Below are 17,095 nucleotides of genomic sequence, written 5' to 3'. Positions count from 1 at the left end.
CCAGCAGCATCCCGATCCGTTCCCGGGCGGTCTTCTTACCCCTGGCATGCTGCTTCTGCACCGCGCGGGCCGACCCGGCGTGTGCCGCTTCCTCGACCCGACGCGTCAGGTCCGCCAACTTACCCGCAGTGCTGTGGATGCTGATCCCCGTCTCGGTCACCGAGACCGTTTCCCCGCTCATCGCGCGGATCCGGAGGAGTCGAGACGGGTGACCAGCTTCCAGGCCGCCGGGAGGAGGCTTGACGCCAGTACCGCCTTGAAGACGTCGCCGACGAGGAAGGGCGCCATACCGACGGCGACCGCCGTGGCCAGGCCCATACCGGTCACGATGGCCAACCAGGTCACCCCGCACGCGTAGATCGCCGCCGAAGCCAGCGCCAGAACTGCCAACTCGCGAAGCATCGACCGGTCGGTGCCACGACGCGAGCCGGCGCCCACGATCAGCGAGGCGAGCAGAAAACCAACGAGGTAGCCGCCGGTGGCGCCGAACAGGGCCTGCACGCCGTGAGCGCCCTGCGTGAAGACGGGCAGCCCGGCGGCGCCGAGCGCCAGGTAGAGCACCTGGCTGGCCAGGCCCCGGGCCGGACCGAGGGCGGCGGCGGTCAACAGGACCGCGAAGGTCTGCCCGGTGACCGGGACGGGCGAGCCGGGAATCGGTACGACGACCTGAGCGGCGAGAGCGGTCAAGGCCGTACCCAGGACGACCGTGGCGCCGGTACGCGTCAGCACTCTCGGGAGTGCGGATTCGGCCAGCACGGGCAGTGGAGTGGGAAGGCTGAGCGCGGTAGTCATCGCTGTCCTTGTCTGTTGACGCTGGAGGGTACTGGTCGACGGTTATGGAGGCGTCACCACGAGTCGCGCGGGATGTACACGCCCCACACATCGCGCAGGGCATGGCTGACCTCGCCGATCGTGGCTCGCTGGCGCAGCGCCTCACGCATCGGCAGGAGAACGTTGTCGCGGCCTGACGCCGCGGCACGCAAGTCATCGAGGGCCCGGCCGACCGCGTCGTTGTTACGCTCCTTGCGTAGCGCCGCGAGGCGTTCGCGCTGGTCCACCTCGATCTGGGGGTCGACCCGGAGGGGCTCGTACGGCTCCTCCTCGTCCAAGGTGAACCGGTTCACGCCCACCACCGTCCGCTCGCTGCGGTCGATCTGGAGCGCGGTCTGGTAGGCCGAGCGCTCAATCTCGCTCTTCTGGAAACCCTGCTCAATCGCGGCCACAGCGCCCCCGCGCTCCTCGACAGCCTGGATGAGTTCCACCGCGGCCGCCTCCACGTCGTCGGTCATCGCCTCGATGACGTAGGAGCCGGCGAACGGGTCGACCGTCTTGGTGACGTCCGTTTCGTAGGCGATGACCTGCTGGGTGCGCAGCGCCAAGCGCGCGGCCTTCTCCGTCGGAAGTGCGATGGCCTCGTCGTAGGAGTTCGTGTGCAGGCTCTGCGTTCCGCCCAGCACCGCCCCGAGCCCCTGGAGCGCCACCCGCACCAGGTTGACCTCGGGCTGCTGGGCCGTCAGTTGTACGCCGGCGGTCTGGGTGTGGAAGCGCAGCATCTGGCTTTTGGGGTTCTTCGCGCCGAACTCTTCCCGCATGATGCGTGCCCAGATCCGCCGCGCCGCGCGGAACTTTGCCACCTCCTCGAGCAGCGTGGTCCGGGCGACGAAGAAGAACGACAGCCGCGGCGCGAAGTCGTCGACGTCGAGCCCGGCCGCGATGGCTGTGCGGACGTACTCCTTGGCGTTGGCCAGCGTGAAGGCGATCTCCTGCACCGGCGTGGCCCCCGCCTCGGCCATGTGGTAGCCGGAGATGGAGATCGTGTTCCAGCGCGGGATTTCCTTCTGACAGTAGGCGAAGATGTCGCTGATGAGACGCAGGGACTCCTTGGGCGGATAGATGTAGGTGCCCCGGGCGATGTACTCCTTGAGCACATCGTTCTGGATCGTGCCCGTGAGCTGGTGCCCCGCGACTCCCTCCTCGGCGGCGACCAGTTGGTAGAGCAGCAGTAGCGTCGAGGCCGGCGCGTTGATGGTCATCGACGTACTGACCTTGTCCAATGGCAGCCCGCGGAACAGCGTCCGCATGTCATCGAGGGAGTCGATGCTGACCCCGACCTTGCCCACCTCGCCGTGCGCGATCGGCTCGTCGGAGTCGTAGCCCATCTGCGTCGGCAGATCAAAGGCCACGGACAGGCCGCCCGTGCCCGCCTTGACCAACTGGTGGTAGCGCTCGTTGGACTCCTTGGCCGTGCCGAACCCCGCGTACTGGCGCATCGTCCACGGCTTGCCGGTGTACATCGTGGGGTAGACGCCACGGGTGAAGGGGAATTCCCCCGGCGCGCCCAGCTTGGCCTTCGGGTCGAAGCTCGGCAGCGAAGACTCGTCGTAGACCGCGTCGACGGGAAGGCCGGATTCGCTGCGAGCCGGCGGGGACACAGGCATACCCGGGACCCTAATGGCACTCAGTGACAGATCTCAAGCATGGCGTGCCTGTGATCTGTCACTCAATGCTGAGATGCTATCGTCCGAGCATGTACCCGAACATCCCGCCGGCCGCTCCCTCAGCAGGGGAGCCCATTCGGGATCGACTGGCAAGGGCCGCCTTCGAACTCTTTACGGTCCAGGGGTACGAGAGCACGACCATCGACGACATCACCACGGCTGCGGGCGTCGCGCGGCGCACGTTCTTCCGGCACTTCCGCTCCAAGGAGGACGTGATCTTCCCTGATCACGACTCGGTCTTGGACCGCGTGCGTTGGTACCTCGGTGCCTCAGCGAACACCGAGCCGGTCTTCGCCGTTGCCGAGGCAACCAGGCTGATCTTCGAGAGCTTCATGGCGACGCCAGAACAAACACTCGCCCGCTACCGGCTGACGCGCGAAGTCGCGGCTCTTCGAGACCGCGAGGTCGCCAGCGTCGCCAGGTACGAACGGGTTCTCAGTGACTACCTGCGGAGCAGGCTGCCGAACACCTCCGAGGCCGCCCTCGCGGCCCATGTCGCGGCCGCGTCCTTCGTCGCCGCCCACAACCAGGTGCTCCGCGAGTGGCTGCGGTCCGGGGGAACGCAAAGTCCCCGCCCTGCCCTGGAGGCCGCATTGACGACGGTCGCCGACCTCACGGCACCGCTGATCGCTCAGAGCCGCCGACAAAGCTCGCAGAACGCCGTCTGAGCGGGGCCCCTCGACGAGCTCGGTGGTGCAGCCGCCGTTGCGGCTTCGGGTGGATCACCTCAACCCTGATGACGACGAACTGATGGGCTCGTCCCCAGTCAATGGGTTGGCCCCGTGCTGGTCCTGGGCTCGGTCGTCCTGCTGTCGCTACACGAGCACCGCAGCGCCCGTCCAGCCGTGACGCTGCCGCAACCCGGCTCCGAGCAGCGAACACCCAGCACGGCGTCACAGCGGTGACACCACGGAGACCGGTGCGGCCGTCCGCCCCGGCAGGCGCAACCGCCGACGCGCACAAGATTGACCACCATCGTTGCGTCGCCTAGGATTCATCGAACCGATTCGACCTGCTGTCCTTCGCATGCTCATGGCGATGGCCGGTGGCTGCACGTATCGTGAAAGGAACCGGGATGACTGATCTGCCCATGAGCCGCAGGGGTGTCCTCGCCGCCGCCGCGCTGACCGCGGGCTCGGTCGGTCTGACCTCGACCGGGAGCGCCCACCGGGCCGCAGCGGCACCGCCGGGGGTCACACTGCCCGACCGGGGGATCTACGACACCAGGGCCGCGACAGCGTGGACGGACGGTTTCCTGACCGGGAACGGTGAGTACGGGGCCGTCCTGTACGGAGCGCCGACGCTAGAGAAAGTGATCTTCAATCATCACCGCTTCGTGATGCCCAACGGTAGCCGCGGCGCGACCCCGCCGGTGATCTCCGGCCGGTTGAACGGGGTGCGGGACAAGGCGCTGGCCGGGAACTACGGTGGTGCCAACGCGGACTTCGCCGCCGGCTGGAGCCTGCGCTGGACGCAGACCTACCATCCCGGCTTCGAGTTGCAGATCAGCACCCCCGGCATGACTACCGCCAACGGATACGCCCGCCTCACCGACTTTCGAACCGGCGAAGTCACGTCCACGTGGACGGACGGCAGTGGTACCTGGACCCGCCGGGCCTTCGCCTCCCGAGCCGACAAGATCATCGTGCACGAACTGACCCCCGCATCCGGCCGGTCGATCGACGCGACGTTGAGCGTCAACACCTCCCTGGCCGGCGTCCCGAGCTCGGTCCGCTTCAGCACCCTGGCCACCGTCAGCGACGGCTCCGGCTACCTGAACCTGCGAGGCACCTACCCGTCCGGGCAGGGTGCGTTCGGTTTCGAGGGCGTCACCCGGGTCGTTCCCGCCGGTGGGACGGTGACCGCGGTCGGGTCGACCATCGTCGTCGCCGCAGCTACCAGGCTCGTCCTGCTGACCAAGCTAGACCGGTACGAGTCGGCCACCGCGTGGGACGCCAAACCATTGCACGCGGCGCTGGCCGTGGTGAGCGCGGACTACGGTGCGCTGCGTACCCGGCACATCGCCCAGCACTCGGCGATGTACGACCGCTCGCGGCTGGACCTGAACGTGTCTGCCACCGACCGTCAGATGTCGACAAGTGAGCTGATCACCCGGCAGAACGCCAATCGCGACACGATGGACCTGGCACTGCTGGAACGGCTCTACGACAGCGGCCGTTACCTGTTCATCAGCTCCAGCGGGGTGCTGCCGCCCCGGCTGACCGGAATCTGGGCCGGCACCTGGAACGGTGCCTGGGCCGACGACTTCACCACCGACGCCAACGTCAACCTACAGGTTGCCGGCGGCAACATTCTCGACCTCACCGATGCCATGCAGGGCTACTTCAACCTGGTACTCGGCCAACTCGCCCACTGGCGGACCAACGCCCGGAACCTGTACGGCGCCCGCGGCTTCCTCGCCCCGTCCCGAACCGACGGCGAGTACGGGTACATGCTGCACTTCGACGGCGGCTTCCCCGGTCAGTGCTGGACCGGCGGCGCCGACTGGCTGTTCTACCCGTTGCTGGAGTACTACCAGGTCACCGGCGACCGGGCGTTCCTGGCGGACAAGTTGGGCCCGGCGCTGATGGAACTGGCCCTGTTCTACGAGGACTTCCTGACTCGCACCGACGCGTCCGGCCGGGTGGTGTTCGTGCCGTCGTTCTCGATGGAGAATTCGCCGGCCAGCACCAACGTCCTGCTGGCGATCAACGCCACCGGCGACATCCAGGCCGGCAAGCACGCCCTACGAGCGGCCATCGACGCCGCCAACGCGCTCGGTGTCGAACAGGGCCCGGGTCAGGGTGTCGCGCGCTGGACTGCCCTGTTGGCGAAGATTCCGCCCTACACCATCAACGGCAGCGGCGCCCTCGCCGAATGGTCCTGGCCCGGCCTCACGGATCGTTACAACCACCGGCACGTCCACCACCTCTACGGGGCCTGGCCCCTGCACGAGATCAACCCCGAGGACCAACCGGCGCTCGTCACCGCCGGGCTGCGGGCCCTGGCGCTCCGTGGCGACGAGAACACCTCGGCGCACGGCAGCCTGCACCGGGCCCTCGCCAGCGCCCGGCTGAAGGACGGCGTCGGGGTCTACAGCAACCTCCGCAAGATCATCGGCAACAATATGATCTTCCGTTCCCTCATGACGTCGCACAACCCGAACCTGGAGACCTACAACGCTGATGCGGCCAATGCCCTGCCGGCCGTGCTCAGCGAAGCGCTCATCCACACCAGGCCCGGCATCGTCGAGCTGCTGCCCGCCGTGCCCGACCAACTCGCCAAGGGCACCATCACCGGCGTACGCGGACGCAACCAGGTCCGGATCGACAGCCTCGCCTGGGATCTGCCCGGCCGCACCACCACGGTGACCCTCACCTCGGCGGTCACCCAGGCGATGACGCTCATCAGCCGGCGGGGGATCGCATCCCTCACCACCTCCGCTCCGATCGCCTCGTCCCCGCTCGGGTCGCACGCCCGGGTGATCTCGTTGACCGCCGGGCAACAGGTGCAGGTGGCCGTCGGCCTGCCCGCCGGTCCCGGCTCCGGCATCTCCCGGTTGGTCAACCGGCGCAGCGGCAAGGCGCTGGACGTCAACGGCGGCTCCACCGCCGACGGCGCGTCCATCATCCAGTGGCCGTGGACCGGCGCGACCAACCAGCAGTGGCGGCTGTTGCCGAACCAGGATGGCTCGTTCCGGCTGTCCAGCGTCCGCAGCGGCAAGGTCCTGGACAGCCCGGGCGGCTCCGGCCAGGGCGAGGGACTCATCCAGTGGGCCGACAACGGCGGCACCAACCAGTGGTGGAATCTGGTCCCCGCGGCGACCAGTGGGTACTACCGGCTCGTCAACGTGCGCAACGGGTGGTGTGTGGACGTCGAAGGCGGCTCCAGCGCGGACGGCGCCAGGATCGTCCAGCGTCCGGTCAGCGGCGATGCCAGCCAGGAATGGCAGGTCGCCGGGGTGTGAGCCGGCGATGGCGGTCTCGGCGATTGCCGCCGTGATCAGCTCAACGTGAAGGTCGCGTCGTCGACGTCGAAGGTCGTGACGCCGTTGCCGGCCGTCTCGCTGGCGATGAAGCTGACCGTCGCGGTGCGCTCGGTCGTCGCCGTCCCGGTCGACACGGAGTACTGCCGCCACTGCGACCCGCCGTCGAAGGCCAGCGAGTACCTCGTCTTCGGGGGTGTCCCGGTGACCGCCAGCCCGACGTTCAGGTAGTCGCCACGGCTGGTCTCCGTGGTGGTGGTCCGGACCCAGAAGCGGACCGTCAGATCGCAGTCGGCCGGCACCGTGACGGTGGTGCGCAGCAGGTCGGTACGCGTCACGTCCAGCCCGGCGAAGGTGGCGTACGCGCGGCCGCGGTGTGCGGGCCGGGTCGCGTCGCCGAGCACGACGATGCGGGGGCCGGCGGTCCAGCCGGTGGTGCCCCGTTCGAACCCCGGGTTCGCGTGGATCTGCCCGACGCAGGGCGCGTCGGCCGCCGGCCGGCCGTGAGGCGCGCTGCCGGTGGCCAGGAGCAGCAGGGCCGCGGCCGAAGCGGCGGTGACGAAGGCCTTCATCCGTTCTCCCCGGTCAAACATTCATTTGAGATTGTCGATGTCAATTGACCGTGCACGATGGGACGTCCGCGCGTCAAGCCCTTCCCGCCGCAGGCCAGGGACCGAGCGACGTTCGGCTATCCTCGCCGCCGTGGACACTGCGGAGATCGATGCGCCCGTCGTCGGAGTCACCGTTCATCCGGACCGGGCCCGGGTGACCCGGCGCGGCGGCACCCGACTGGCGGCCGGCCGGCACCGGGTACGTGTCGCGCCGCTCCCGCTCGGCCTGCGGCGGGACTCGGTCCGGGTCAGCGGTCGGGGGCCGGCCACCGTGCTCGGCGTGGACGTGACCACTTGGCGGCAGGCCCGCAGCACCGACGCGCAGGTCGTCGGCTTGGAGCAGCGCCGCCGTGAGTTGGCCGACGAGGTGGCCGAGGTCGACGACGCGGACGGGATCGAGGAGCAGCGCGGGGAGTTCCTCACCCGGCTGGCCGAGCGTGCCGGTGGCACGTACGCCCGCGCGCTGGCCGCCGGCGACGCGGCCCCGAGCGACGTGGCCGCCTTCGCCGACTCGGTGGCCGCCCAACTCGCCGACTCGCGCGCCCGGCGGCGCGGGCTGGCCCGCCGGCGTGTCGAGTTGGCGGAGGAGTTGGCCGCGGTCGAGCGCGATCTCGACGCCGCACACGGCAAGCGGGAGCCGGACCGGCTGGCCGCCGAGGTGATCGTGGCGGTGGAGGTCGACGACGCCGATGTCGAGCTGGAGCTGACGTATCTGGTGGAGGGGGCCCGGTGGCAACCTTCCTACGACCTGCGGTTGGTCGACGACACCGTGACCGTCACCTGGTTCGGGGTGGTCAGCCAGAACACCGGGGAGGACTGGCCGGAGTGCGAACTTCAACTTTCCACCGCCCGGCCGGCGGCGGCGAGCGGCGTACCGGAATTGTCGCCCTGGTATCTCGACCGATTCCGGCCGGCGCCCCCGCGCGCGATGTCGGCGGAGATGATGGCCGGGATGCCGGAGCCCGGCGCGGCCCCGGCCCGCAGCGGTCCGGCCCGTCCCGCCGGGGCGCACCCGCGGCTGCGGGAGAGCGTCGCCGAGGTCGAGCAGGGGGTGAGCGCCGCCACCTACCGGCCGGCGCGGCCGGTGGCGGTGCCGGCCGACGGTAGCGCGCACCGGGCCACCATCGCCGTGTTGGAACTGCCGGCCCGGCTGGACCATGTCACCGTGCCGGTCCGCGCCGCCGAGGCGCACCTGCGGGCCACGGTACGCAACACGTCGGAGCACACGCTGCTGCCCGGCCCGGCCGCGGTGTTCCACGACGCCGACTTCGTCGCGTCCACCCGGCTGCCGATGTGGGCGCCGGGTGAGGAGGCCGAGTTGGCGCTCGGGGTGGACGACCGGCTGCGGGTGGAGCGGAAGTTGCATCGGCGTGCCGAGACCAAGGCCACGCTCGGGTCGGCCCGGCGGCGGGAGGTGGAGTACCGGATCACCGTCGCCAACCACACGCCCCGCCCGGCGAGGGTCGAGGTGCGTGATCAGCTTCCGGTGTCGCGCGACGAGGCGGTGGTGGTGCGGGAGACGACCGTCGTGCCGCCGCCGGTCGAGCGTACGGAGCTGGGTGAGCTGACCTGGCGGCTGTCGCTCGAGCCGGGCGAGCGCGGCGAGGTCGCGCTGGGCTTCCGGGTGGACCTGGCCAAGGGGGTCGAGCTGACCGGCTGGCGAGAGTAGGCGTCAGCCCGTACATGGCGTCCACCCGCTTCCTCCCGCTCGATGTCACATCCGCGGCCCGGCCGGTGTCTTCATGGCGTGCCGACCTACCCGTCGGCCCAGCCATCGACACAGGAGAAGACATGGAGCACCCGACCCGCATCCCTCCGGCGAAGATCACCGGCGTCAAGGGAGCACTGATCAAGCGAATGATCGAGAAGAAACTGGGCAAGGTACCGACGGCGGTGGGTGTCTACTGGCACAACCCCAGGGTGCTGTTCGCCAGCTTCGGCCTCGGCGGCAAGTTGCAGAAGTGGGACGCCTGCGACGAGAACCTCAAGTCGTACGCCCACATGGCGGTCGCGTCGCTGGTCGGCTGCACGTGGTGCCTGGACTTCAACTACTTCGAGGTCCGCAACAGGGGACTCGACGTGGAGAAGGCGCGCGAGATTCCCCGGTGGCGGGAGGCGGACGTCTTCACTGCGCTGGAGCGGGACGTCCTGGAGTACGCCGAGGCGATGAGCCAGACACCGCCGACCGTGACCGACGAGCTGGTGGACCGGCTGCACGTCGCGCTGGGACCGTCCGCCGTGGTCGAACTCACCACGGTGATCGCCTTCGCGAACATGAGCACGCGTGGCAACGTGGCGCTCGGCATCGAGTCTGACGGCTTCGCCGCCGCGTGCGGCTTGAAGCCGCTGGCCGAGCGACCGGGAGTAGCGTCCGCGTCATGAGCGAGGACCCCTTCGTCGCCCACCGCAGCCTGCTGTTCACCGTTGCCTACGAGATGCTCGGCTCGGTCGCCGACGCCGAGGACGTGGTGCAGGAGACCTGGCTGCGGTGGGCAGCCCTGGTCGACGACGAGCGCGGCCAGGTCCGGAACTCCCGGGCGTACCTCGTGCGGATCGTGACCCGGCTCTGCCTCAACCGGCTGCGCACGCTCGCACGGCAGCGCGAGGAGTACGTGGGCGAGTGGCTGCCCGAGCCCCTGTTGACCAGCCCGGACGTCGCCGAGGACGTCGAGCTGGCGGAGAGCGTGTCGATCGCCATGCTGGCGGTACTCGAGACGCTGCTACCGACGGAGCGCGCGGTCTTCGTGCTCCGCGAGGTCTTCGACGTGCCGTACGACGAGATCGCCCAGGCGCTGGACAAGTCGTCGGCGGCGGTGCGCCAGATCGCGACGCGGGCCCGCAAGCACGTGGCGGCACGCCGGCCGCGGATGTCGGTGAGCCGCACCGAGCAGCAGCAGGTGGTCGAGCGGTTCCTGGCCGCGCTGACCACCGGCGACGTGCCCGGACTGCTTGAGGTGCTGGCTCCCGACGTGCTGGTCGTGGGCGACGGTGGCGGCCTGGCCCCGGCAATCCCGAAGCCGGTCCGCGGGGCTGCGAAGCTCGCCCCGGTGATGGCCCGCTTCGCCGAGGTCGCGCCCGAAGCCCGCGCTTTCATCGTCGACCTCAACGGCGGCATCGCGGCGCGCATCGACCCGGGCGGCGAGAACGACACGGCCGTGTCGTTCGTCATCGACGACGGCCGGATCACCGAGATCTATGCGATCCGCAACCCGCACAAGCTCGAGCGACTGGGTGAGGTGGCCGAGCTTCGACGGTGAGTAACCCCGCGCCTGGGCGCGGGGTGAGGTCATGAGGATGCAGGCTCGCACGGCGGGCGGTCATGCGATGGGCGCGGCCAGAGACCTGCGTGGGGCCGCACGGCATGCGGCGTACGCTGCTGGCCAGGCGGCGGTCGTCGCACACGTCGCCGCGCACGAACTCGGTGCGGCCGCCTACGCGATCAAGGCCGCACGTGCCGCCGAGCCGCGAGGCGGGAGCGATGCCGCAGGGCGACGCGAGTGCCGGTGGCAGCGGGACCAACTCCCGGAGGCGATTCGCGAGCTCGTGCTCGACGACCAGCGGTTGCGCAACGACATCTGCTGGTCGGTGTTTGACTGCTGAGCTCTCGCAGCAGGTGACGGCGCTGGAGCGGTGGGCCGGCACCGAGCTGCTGCAGTACCGGCCGGCACGGTCGAGGATCGTGAGATAACGTACGGCGGACTGCGGCTCGCACTGCTTGATGTCCCGCCGCCCGGATGGCAGACCTGGAGGTCAGCACCCGATGATCGGGCTTGCCGGGGCCACCCTGCGGTTCCGCTGGCTGTCCGTGTTCGGCGCGTTCGTCGCGCTGACGATCGGCGTCGGCATGATTTCGACGGTCGCGATCGTGCTCGGCGCGACGATGACCGCAGCGCCTCGACCGCCCGAGCGCTTCGTCGACTCTCCGGTGGTCGTCGTCGGCCAGGGACGCCTGGTCCTCGACAACGAGCAGGACGTCGAGTCGGTACGCCAGGATGACCGTCCCCCCGTCGCCCCCGCCTTGGTCGATCGGCTCGCAGCCGCTGGCCGGACCGTCGTGGACCGCACCTTCTATGCGCAGGTCCCAGGCGGCCCGGCCGGGCAGGTCGGGCACCCGTGGGCGGTGTCGCAGCTGGGACGCTACGAACTGGTCTCCGGCCGACCCCCGGCGGCCGCCAACGAGATCGTGGTGCCGTCGGGCATGGGCACCGAGGGCGCCGGCCTCTCCGTCAACACGCGTGCCGGACCCAGCCAGTACACGGTGGTCGGTGTGGTCGCGGCCGTCGGCTTCGAGTCGGCGGTATTCTTCAGCGATTCCGAGGCCGCCCGGCTCTCCCCGGCCGTCACCGCCGTCGCCTTCCTGCCCGGCTCCGCGCCGGACGAGGCGACGGTGAGCCGGATCGTCGGCGACGGTGGCGAGGTGCTCACCGGCGACGACCGCCGGCAGGCCGAGGAGGCCGCCCGGCGCGACCGCCAGCAGATACTCAACACGCGTACGCTGCTCGCCGTCGCGGGCGGTCTCGCCGCGTTCGTCGCGGTGTTCGTGGTCGCCTCCACGTTCGCGTTCACCGTCGCGCAGCGGCGGGCGGAGTTCGCCCTGCTGCGCATGCTCGGTGCCACCGCCCGTCAGGTGCGGCGGCTGGTGCTGGGCGAGGCGGCGCTGGTCGGGCTCGCCGGTTCGATCGTCGGCTGCGCGATCGGCGTGATCGGCGGGCCGCTGCTCGGCGACCGGCTGGCCCGGGACGACATCGCGCCGGCCTGGTTCGACGCGGGACCGGCCGCACCGCCGCTTCTGGTATCCGTGATCGTGGGCGTCGGTGTCGCCGGCGTGGCCGCCCGCACCGCGGCCGGGCACGCCGGCCGAGTCTCGCCGATCGAGGCGCTGCGGGAGGCGCGGGACGAGCAGGTCACACTGACCCGCGGCCGGCTCATCGCCGGGCTCGTCCTGCTGTTCTGCGCCCTTGGCGGGATGGTCTTCGTCAACCGGGCGCAACCGCACATCGCCACGGTTCCGGTCATCTACATGTGGCTGCTCATCATCACGGTCACCGGGGTGGCGGTGCTGGCCCCGGTGCTGGTGCCGCCGTTCATCCGGGTGGTCACCTGGCCGCTGACCCGGCGGCGCGGCGCGGTCGGCCTGCTCGTGCGCCAACAGACGCTCAACGCGGTCCGGCGCACGGTCGGCACCGCCGCGCCGGTGCTGCTCACCCTCGGGCTGGCACTGTCGCTGCTCGGCGCGCTCGGCACCATCGACAGTGCCCGGATCGCCGAACGCGACAACACCCTCGTCGCCGACCTGGTGCTGCTCCCCGACGGCGCGCCTGGCCTGAGCCCGGCGCTCGGGGAGCTGCTGGCGGGGCCCGGCGACGCGTACGTGGCCACGTCGGTGCCGCTCACCGTGTACGGCTACGACTCCGGCAGCCTCCGCGACTTCGATGCGATCGCGGTCGACCCGGTGGCGCTGGAGCAGACCTCGCCGCGCAAGGTCCTCTCCGGCTCGATGGCAGACCTCGCCGACGACACCGTCGTGGTCACCGACCGCATCGAGGCCTCGGTGGGGCAGGATTTGCGCCTGTGGCTCGGCACCGGACAGGAGATCACGCTGCGGGTCGCTGCGGTCGTGGCCCACGGCATCGGCGGCTCCGAGGTCTATCTGGCTCCGTCGTACGCGGCGCGGGGTGGCGGCGACGGCCTGGCCGAATCGATCCTGGTCAGGTTCCGCCCGGGCGCGGACCCGTCGGGGGTGCGGGAGCGGATCGAGTCGCTCGCGGGTAGCTACCAGGCCCGGATCGGCTCCCGCGACGATTTCGAGTGCGGTGAGAACTGCGGTACCCCGCAGAGCAGCATGGCCGGCGTGGGGCTTCTGCTCGGCGTCACCGCGCTCTACTGCGGTATCGCGATCGTCAACATGATGATGATGGCGGCGGCCTCGCGGGTGCGGGAGTATGCGGTGCTCCGGCTGGCCGGCGCGACCCCGCGGCAGGTCCGGCGGGTGGTCACCGGCGAGGCGTTGCTCGTCGTCGGCGTCGGCGCGGCGCTCGCGGTGCTGGCCACCGCCGTCAACCTTGCCGGCACCGCGGCGGCGCTGTCCCGGTTGGTCGGTGGGGTACCCGTCGCGGTGCCCTGGGCCGCCGGCGTGGCGCTCGTCGCGGGCATCGCGCTGCTCGTGCTCGTCACCTCGCTGCTGACGGTTCGGGTGACCATGCGCGCGCCGGCCGTGCAGCTCGTCGGTGCCCGCGAGTAACCGCTGTGGGCGAGGCGACCGGGTGCCCGCTACGGGCTGCCCCGGCGTCCACGCGTCTGCGCTGCCGGCCTGGCCCGCGGCTAGCTCGGCCGGCCCGACCTGGCCGCCGAGCGGTTCGTGCCCGACCCGTACGGTGCGCCGGGCGAGCGCCTCTACCGCACCGGTGACCGGGTGCGGTGGCGCTCCGACGGCACAATGCGTCAGCGCCCGCCGTGGCGAGCGACTGGCCGGGCCCGGGCGGAGAAGGCCGCCGCACCGGATCGCTCCGAGGTGGTCGGCGCCGGCTTGCCGCCGCGTCGACCCCGGCCGCCGTGGGCCGGCTGCGTCTCGTGCCGCGAGCCCGTGCGCTGCGTCTCGTGCCGCGAACCGGCGCGCTGCGTCTCGTGCCGCGAACCGGCGCGCTGCGTCTCGTGCCGCGAACCGGCGGGTTGCGGCATGGGCTGGGGGACCAGCGTCCGTTCCCCCGGGGCGAGTTCGCGAAGCAGCGCGTCACCCGGGCGCAGCCGGGTCGTGGTCGCCGTGACGCCCGCCTTACGGGTCAGTTCCCGTACCTCCGGCACCTGCCCGTCGGTCATCAGTGTGACGACCGTCCCGGCCGCGCCGGCCCGGGCGGTGCGGCCCGAGCGGTGCAGGTACGCCTTGTGCTCCACCGGCGGGTCGGCGTGCACGACCAGGGCCACGTCGTCGACGTGGATGCCCCGGGCGGCGATGTCGGTGGCGACCAGCGCCTGGGCCTGGCCGTCGGAGAACGCCTGAAGGTTCCTGGTGCGAGCGCCCTGGGCCAGGTTGCCGTGCAGTTCGACGGCGGCCACCCCGGCCGCGACCAGCCGGCGGGCGAGGGTCTTCGCGCCCCGCTTGGTGCGCGTGAACACCACGGTCCGGCCCGGCGCGGCGGTCAGCTCGACCAGCACGGCGAGCCGGTCCTCGGCGTGGACGTGCAGGACGTGGTGCGCCATCGCGGCGACCGGCGACAGCGTCGAGTCGACGCTGTGCACGACCGGATCGGTGAGGAACCGCCGCACCAGGACATCGACGCCGGCGTCCAGGGTGGCGGAGAACAGCAGACGCTGCCCGCCACGCGGGGTCTGGTCCAACAGCCGCCGTACGGTGGGCAGGAAACCGAGATCGGCCATGTGGTCGGCCTCGTCGAGCACGGTGATCTCGACGGCGTCCAAGCGCGCGTGACCGGTCTCGACATGGTCGGCGAGCCGGCCCGGGCAGGCCACCAGGACGTCGACCCCGGCGCGCAGCCCGGCGACCTGAGGTCGGGCGCCGACGCCACCGAAGATCGTCATCGTGCGTAGCGACAGCGCCTGCGCCAGCGGCGCCATCACGCTGTCGATCTGGGTGGCCAGCTCACGAGTGGGTACGAGGATCAGCGCCCGGGGGCGCCCGGCCTGCCGTGGCGCGGCGGTGGCGGCCAGGCGGGTCAGTACCGCCAGTACGAAGGCATAGGTCTTTCCCGAACCGGTGCGGCCCCGGCCCAGCACGTCCCGTCCGGCGAGCGCGTCGGGCAGTGTCGCGGCCTGGATCGGGAACGGCCGGTCCACCCCGGTCGCGGCCAGCACGCGGTTCAGCGCGTCGGGCACGCCGAGGTCGGCGAAGGTGAGAGAGTCGGACGAGGTGGTCTGGCGTGGGCGGCTTGCCGCCATGAAGGCTCCGAACGTCGAAGAAACGTCCCGCCCGGCGCTGACCGTTCCGGCCGCGGCGCGTGGCGTGGGACATCGAACCCGGCCGCCATGCTGGGCGGACCGTGCTGTCATTCTACTCGAACCCGCTGCCGGATCCCGCCGCCAGCCGACAGGTGGTGGACGAGCATCGGCGTCGGCCGATCAGGGGACCATGACCTGCCACCGGCTCTGTCCGTCCATCCATGCCCCGGCCAGGATCTCCGCCGACCGCCGGCCCGGGCACGGGTAGATCTTCGACCGGCCAGCGTCGCCGCCGGCTCGGGCCTCGACCTCCCACGACTCGCCATCGGTGCGGATGTACACGTCGCGGCGTCCTCGCACGCTGCGGTTGCCGTTCCACCAGTGATGCTCGGTTTTCACCCCCCGACCGTATAGCACCGGATCCGAGTGTGGAACTTCGACGATCTTGGTAACCGCCCTGACCTTGTGCAGATGCCTCGTTCGTCAGCTGGCCGCCCTGCCCGGCGTCGCCCGCCGGACGCTATTTCAGCTGGTCGCGGCGGCGTGTCAGGTAAGCGGTCTCGGCGGTGTTGCCCGCCAGCTCGATGGCTCTGTCGTAGGCCGCGCGCGACCGCTGGCTCCGGCCGAGCCGCCGCAGCAGTTCGGCGCGGGTCGCGTGGTAGGCGTGATAGTCGACCAGGTGGTGCTCAAGACGGTCGACGGCCGCCAGTGCCACCTCGGGGCCGTCGAGTTCGGCGACGGCGATGGCCCGGTTGAGGGCGACGATCGGTGCGGGGTCGAGGCGGACGAGCTGGTCGTAGAGGGCGACGACCTGTGACCAGTCGGTGTCGCGTACGTCGCGGGCGAAGGTGTGTACGGCGTTGATCGCGGCGAGGAGCTGGTAGCGACCCGGGGCCACCCCGGTGGCCAGGCGCTCGCGCACCAGCCGATGCCCCTCGGCGATCAGCGCCGTGTCCCAGGCCCCACGGTCCTGCTCGTGGAGGGGCACCAGTTCGCCGCTGGCCGAGACCCGGGCGGTGCGGCGGGCCTCGGTGAGGAGCATCAGCGCCAGCAGCCCGGTCACCTCACCGTCGTCGGGCATGAGGGCATGGATCAGGCGGGAGAGCCGGATCGCCTCGGCGGTCAGGTCGTGACGTACGGGGTCGGTGCCGGAGCCGGTCGCCAGGTAGCCCTCGTTGAAGACGAGGAAGAGGACGGCGAGTACGCCGGAGACGCGCGCCGGGAGATCCTCCGTCGACGGCACCCGGTACGGGATGCGAGCTGCCTTGATCTTGGCCTTTGCGCGGGTGATCCGCTGCCCCATGGCGGTCTCCTGCACCAGGAAGGCACGGGCGATCTCGGGCACGGTCAGACCGCCGACCATGCGCAGCGTCAGCGCCACGCGGGTCTGCATCGCGAGCGCCGGGTGACAGCAGGTGAAGATCAGCCGGAGCCGCTCGTCGTCGATGGCGCCGAGAGGCTCGGGCGGGACGCCGTCGTACAACAGCTGAGCCTCCTTCTGCTTGTCGTCGCGCTTGTTTTCGCGCCGGATCCGGTCGATGGCCTTGCGATTGGCGGTGGTGGTCAACCAGGCGCCGGGGTTGGGGGGCACACCGTCGCCCGGCCACCGCTCGACGGCGGTCGCGAACGCCTCCGCCGCCGCCTCCTCGGCGATGTCGAGGTCACCGAAACGTCGGGTCAGGGCCGCCACCACCCGCGCCCACTGCTCGCGGTGGGCGCGGGTGATCGCCTCCCGGACGTCGACCACGCTCACAGGAACGGCCTTACCTCGACCTTGCGATTGCAATGCTTCGACCCTGCGGCGGCCAGTCTGAGCGCGACGTCGAGGTCGGGGGCCTCGATGATCCAGAAGCCGGCGAGATACTCCTTCGACTCCAGGAAGGGACCGTCGGTGAACAGAGCCTCCCCGCCGCGGCTGTCGATGACGGTGGCCGTGCTGGGCGCCGCGAGGCCCCCGGCGAAGACCCAGTGGCCCTCGGCTCGGAGCCGGTCGTTGAACGCGTCGATGGCGCCCAACTCGCTCGGGGTGGCGGAGTTGGTCTTGTCGTCGATCACGGAAACCAGGTACTGCATGATCATCTCCTGTTGTTGGGGGGTGTGCACGTCCG

At 70.9% G+C, this 17,095-nt stretch carries 13 protein-coding genes and 2 pseudogenes; 7 read left to right on the top strand and 8 right to left on the bottom strand.

The genetic code is table 11. From position 1 onward, the window contains the following. The 3 genes and pseudogenes from IEY61_RS23985 to IEY61_RS23975 form a co-directional block, all read right to left on the bottom strand. Nucleotides 1-181: pseudogene (locus IEY61_RS23985) on the bottom strand (methylmalonyl-CoA carboxyltransferase); the annotation flags it as partial. Beyond that, nucleotides 178-792 carry a biotin transporter BioY gene (locus IEY61_RS23980; RefSeq protein ID WP_189048112.1) on the bottom strand — a complete coding sequence of 205 codons (615 nt, stop codon included), beginning with the start codon at nt 790-792 and terminating at the stop codon, nt 178-180. The pseudogene IEY61_RS23985 and the gene IEY61_RS23980, both read right to left, overlap by 4 nt. A 53-nt stretch (nt 793-845) precedes the next feature. Beyond that, complete coding sequence (locus IEY61_RS23975; RefSeq protein WP_189048110.1) at nt 846-2,438, bottom strand: acyl-CoA mutase large subunit family protein; 1,593 nt, start codon at nt 2,436-2,438, stop codon at nt 846-848. An 89-nt stretch (nt 2,439-2,527) separates the two neighbouring features. Between IEY61_RS23975 and IEY61_RS23970 the strand changes: the two genes are divergently transcribed. Both IEY61_RS23970 and IEY61_RS23965 read left to right on the top strand, forming a co-directional pair. Beyond that, complete coding sequence (locus IEY61_RS23970) at nt 2,528-3,166, top strand: TetR family transcriptional regulator (protein ID WP_189048108.1); 639 nt, start codon at nt 2,528-2,530, stop codon at nt 3,164-3,166. Between the two features lie 407 nt (nt 3,167-3,573). After that, the gene (locus tag IEY61_RS23965) at nt 3,574-6,465 is read left to right on the top strand and encodes a glycosyl hydrolase family 95 catalytic domain-containing protein (RefSeq protein ID WP_189048106.1); all 2,892 of its coding nucleotides are present in this window, start codon (nt 3,574-3,576) and stop codon (nt 6,463-6,465) included. A gap of 35 nt (nt 6,466-6,500) precedes the next feature. Here IEY61_RS23965 and IEY61_RS23960 read toward each other — a convergent pair whose 3' ends face one another. Beyond that, the gene (locus tag IEY61_RS23960) at nt 6,501-7,055 is read right to left on the bottom strand and encodes a hypothetical protein (RefSeq protein WP_189048104.1); all 555 of its coding nucleotides are present in this window, start codon (nt 7,053-7,055) and stop codon (nt 6,501-6,503) included. 130 nt (nt 7,056-7,185) lie between these two features. On the opposite strand from IEY61_RS23960, the gene IEY61_RS23955 reads away from it, so the two are divergent. From IEY61_RS23955 to IEY61_RS23935, 5 genes and pseudogenes are all read left to right on the top strand, one after another. After that, the gene (locus IEY61_RS23955; RefSeq protein ID WP_229706396.1) at nt 7,186-8,763 is read left to right on the top strand and encodes a DUF4139 domain-containing protein; all 1,578 of its coding nucleotides are present in this window, start codon (nt 7,186-7,188) and stop codon (nt 8,761-8,763) included. A 122-nt stretch (nt 8,764-8,885) separates the two neighbouring features. Continuing rightward, nucleotides 8,886-9,476: a carboxymuconolactone decarboxylase family protein gene (locus IEY61_RS23950; RefSeq protein WP_189048100.1), complete on the top strand. Its 591-nt coding sequence runs from the start codon at nt 8,886-8,888 to the stop codon at nt 9,474-9,476. Then, the gene (locus IEY61_RS23945; protein ID WP_189048098.1) at nt 9,473-10,351 is read left to right on the top strand and encodes an RNA polymerase sigma-70 factor; all 879 of its coding nucleotides are present in this window, start codon (nt 9,473-9,475) and stop codon (nt 10,349-10,351) included. The genes IEY61_RS23950 and IEY61_RS23945 overlap by 4 nt, the downstream gene beginning before the upstream one ends. A gap of 7 nt (nt 10,352-10,358) precedes the next feature. Further along, nucleotides 10,359-10,694, top strand: a pseudogene (locus IEY61_RS23940) (putative immunity protein); the annotation flags it as partial. A gap of 160 nt (nt 10,695-10,854) precedes the next feature. Next, nucleotides 10,855-13,335 carry an ABC transporter permease gene (locus IEY61_RS23935; protein WP_189048096.1) on the top strand — a complete coding sequence of 827 codons (2,481 nt, stop codon included), beginning with the start codon at nt 10,855-10,857 and terminating at the stop codon, nt 13,333-13,335. A 200-nt stretch (nt 13,336-13,535) separates the two neighbouring features. On the opposite strand, the gene IEY61_RS23930 is transcribed toward IEY61_RS23935, so the two are convergent. The 4 genes from IEY61_RS23930 to IEY61_RS23915 form a co-directional block, all read right to left on the bottom strand. Beyond that, complete coding sequence (locus IEY61_RS23930; RefSeq protein WP_189048094.1) at nt 13,536-14,987, bottom strand: DEAD/DEAH box helicase; 1,452 nt, start codon at nt 14,985-14,987, stop codon at nt 13,536-13,538. 180 nt (nt 14,988-15,167) lie between these two features. After that, nucleotides 15,168-15,386 (bottom strand): hypothetical protein, encoded by a 219-nt coding sequence (locus IEY61_RS23925; RefSeq protein ID WP_189048091.1) that lies wholly within the window; start codon nt 15,384-15,386, stop codon nt 15,168-15,170. Nucleotides 15,387-15,507: 121 nt separating this feature from the next. After that, nucleotides 15,508-16,734: an RNA polymerase sigma factor gene (locus IEY61_RS23920; protein WP_189048123.1), complete on the bottom strand. Its 1,227-nt coding sequence runs from the start codon at nt 16,732-16,734 to the stop codon at nt 15,508-15,510. Nucleotides 16,735-16,736: 2 nt separating this feature from the next. Continuing rightward, nucleotides 16,737-17,063 (bottom strand): YciI family protein, encoded by a 327-nt coding sequence (locus IEY61_RS23915; RefSeq protein ID WP_229706397.1) that lies wholly within the window; start codon nt 17,061-17,063, stop codon nt 16,737-16,739. Between the last annotated feature and the right edge of the window lie 32 nt (nt 17,064-17,095).

It is taken from the genome of Micromonospora sonchi, assembly GCF_014646235.1.
GTDB lineage: Bacteria > Actinomycetota > Actinomycetes > Mycobacteriales > Micromonosporaceae > Micromonospora > Micromonospora sonchi.
This window is presented reverse-complemented; position numbering and strand designations above follow the sequence as displayed.

Bases quoted from the DNA above. Each gene is read 5' to 3' on its own strand.
- IEY61_RS23980 (WP_189048112.1), bottom strand. From the start codon at position 792: ATGACTACCGCGCTCAGCCTTCCCACTCCACTGCCCGTGCTGGCCGAA.
- IEY61_RS23935 (WP_189048096.1), top strand. From the start codon at position 10,855: ATGATCGGGCTTGCCGGGGCCACCCTGCGGTTCCGCTGGCTGTCCGTG.
- IEY61_RS23975 (WP_189048110.1), bottom strand. From the start codon at position 2,438: ATGCCTGTGTCCCCGCCGGCTCGCAGCGAATCCGGCCTTCCCGTCGAC.
- IEY61_RS23930 (WP_189048094.1), bottom strand. From the start codon at position 14,987: ATGGCGGCAAGCCGCCCACGCCAGACCACCTCGTCCGACTCTCTCACC.
- IEY61_RS23970 (WP_189048108.1), top strand. From the start codon at position 2,528: ATGTACCCGAACATCCCGCCGGCCGCTCCCTCAGCAGGGGAGCCCATT.
- IEY61_RS23945 (WP_189048098.1), top strand. From the start codon at position 9,473: ATGAGCGAGGACCCCTTCGTCGCCCACCGCAGCCTGCTGTTCACCGTT.
- IEY61_RS23950 (WP_189048100.1), top strand. From the start codon at position 8,886: ATGGAGCACCCGACCCGCATCCCTCCGGCGAAGATCACCGGCGTCAAG.
- IEY61_RS23965 (WP_189048106.1), top strand. From the start codon at position 3,574: ATGACTGATCTGCCCATGAGCCGCAGGGGTGTCCTCGCCGCCGCCGCG.
- IEY61_RS23960 (WP_189048104.1), bottom strand. From the start codon at position 7,055: ATGAAGGCCTTCGTCACCGCCGCTTCGGCCGCGGCCCTGCTGCTCCTG.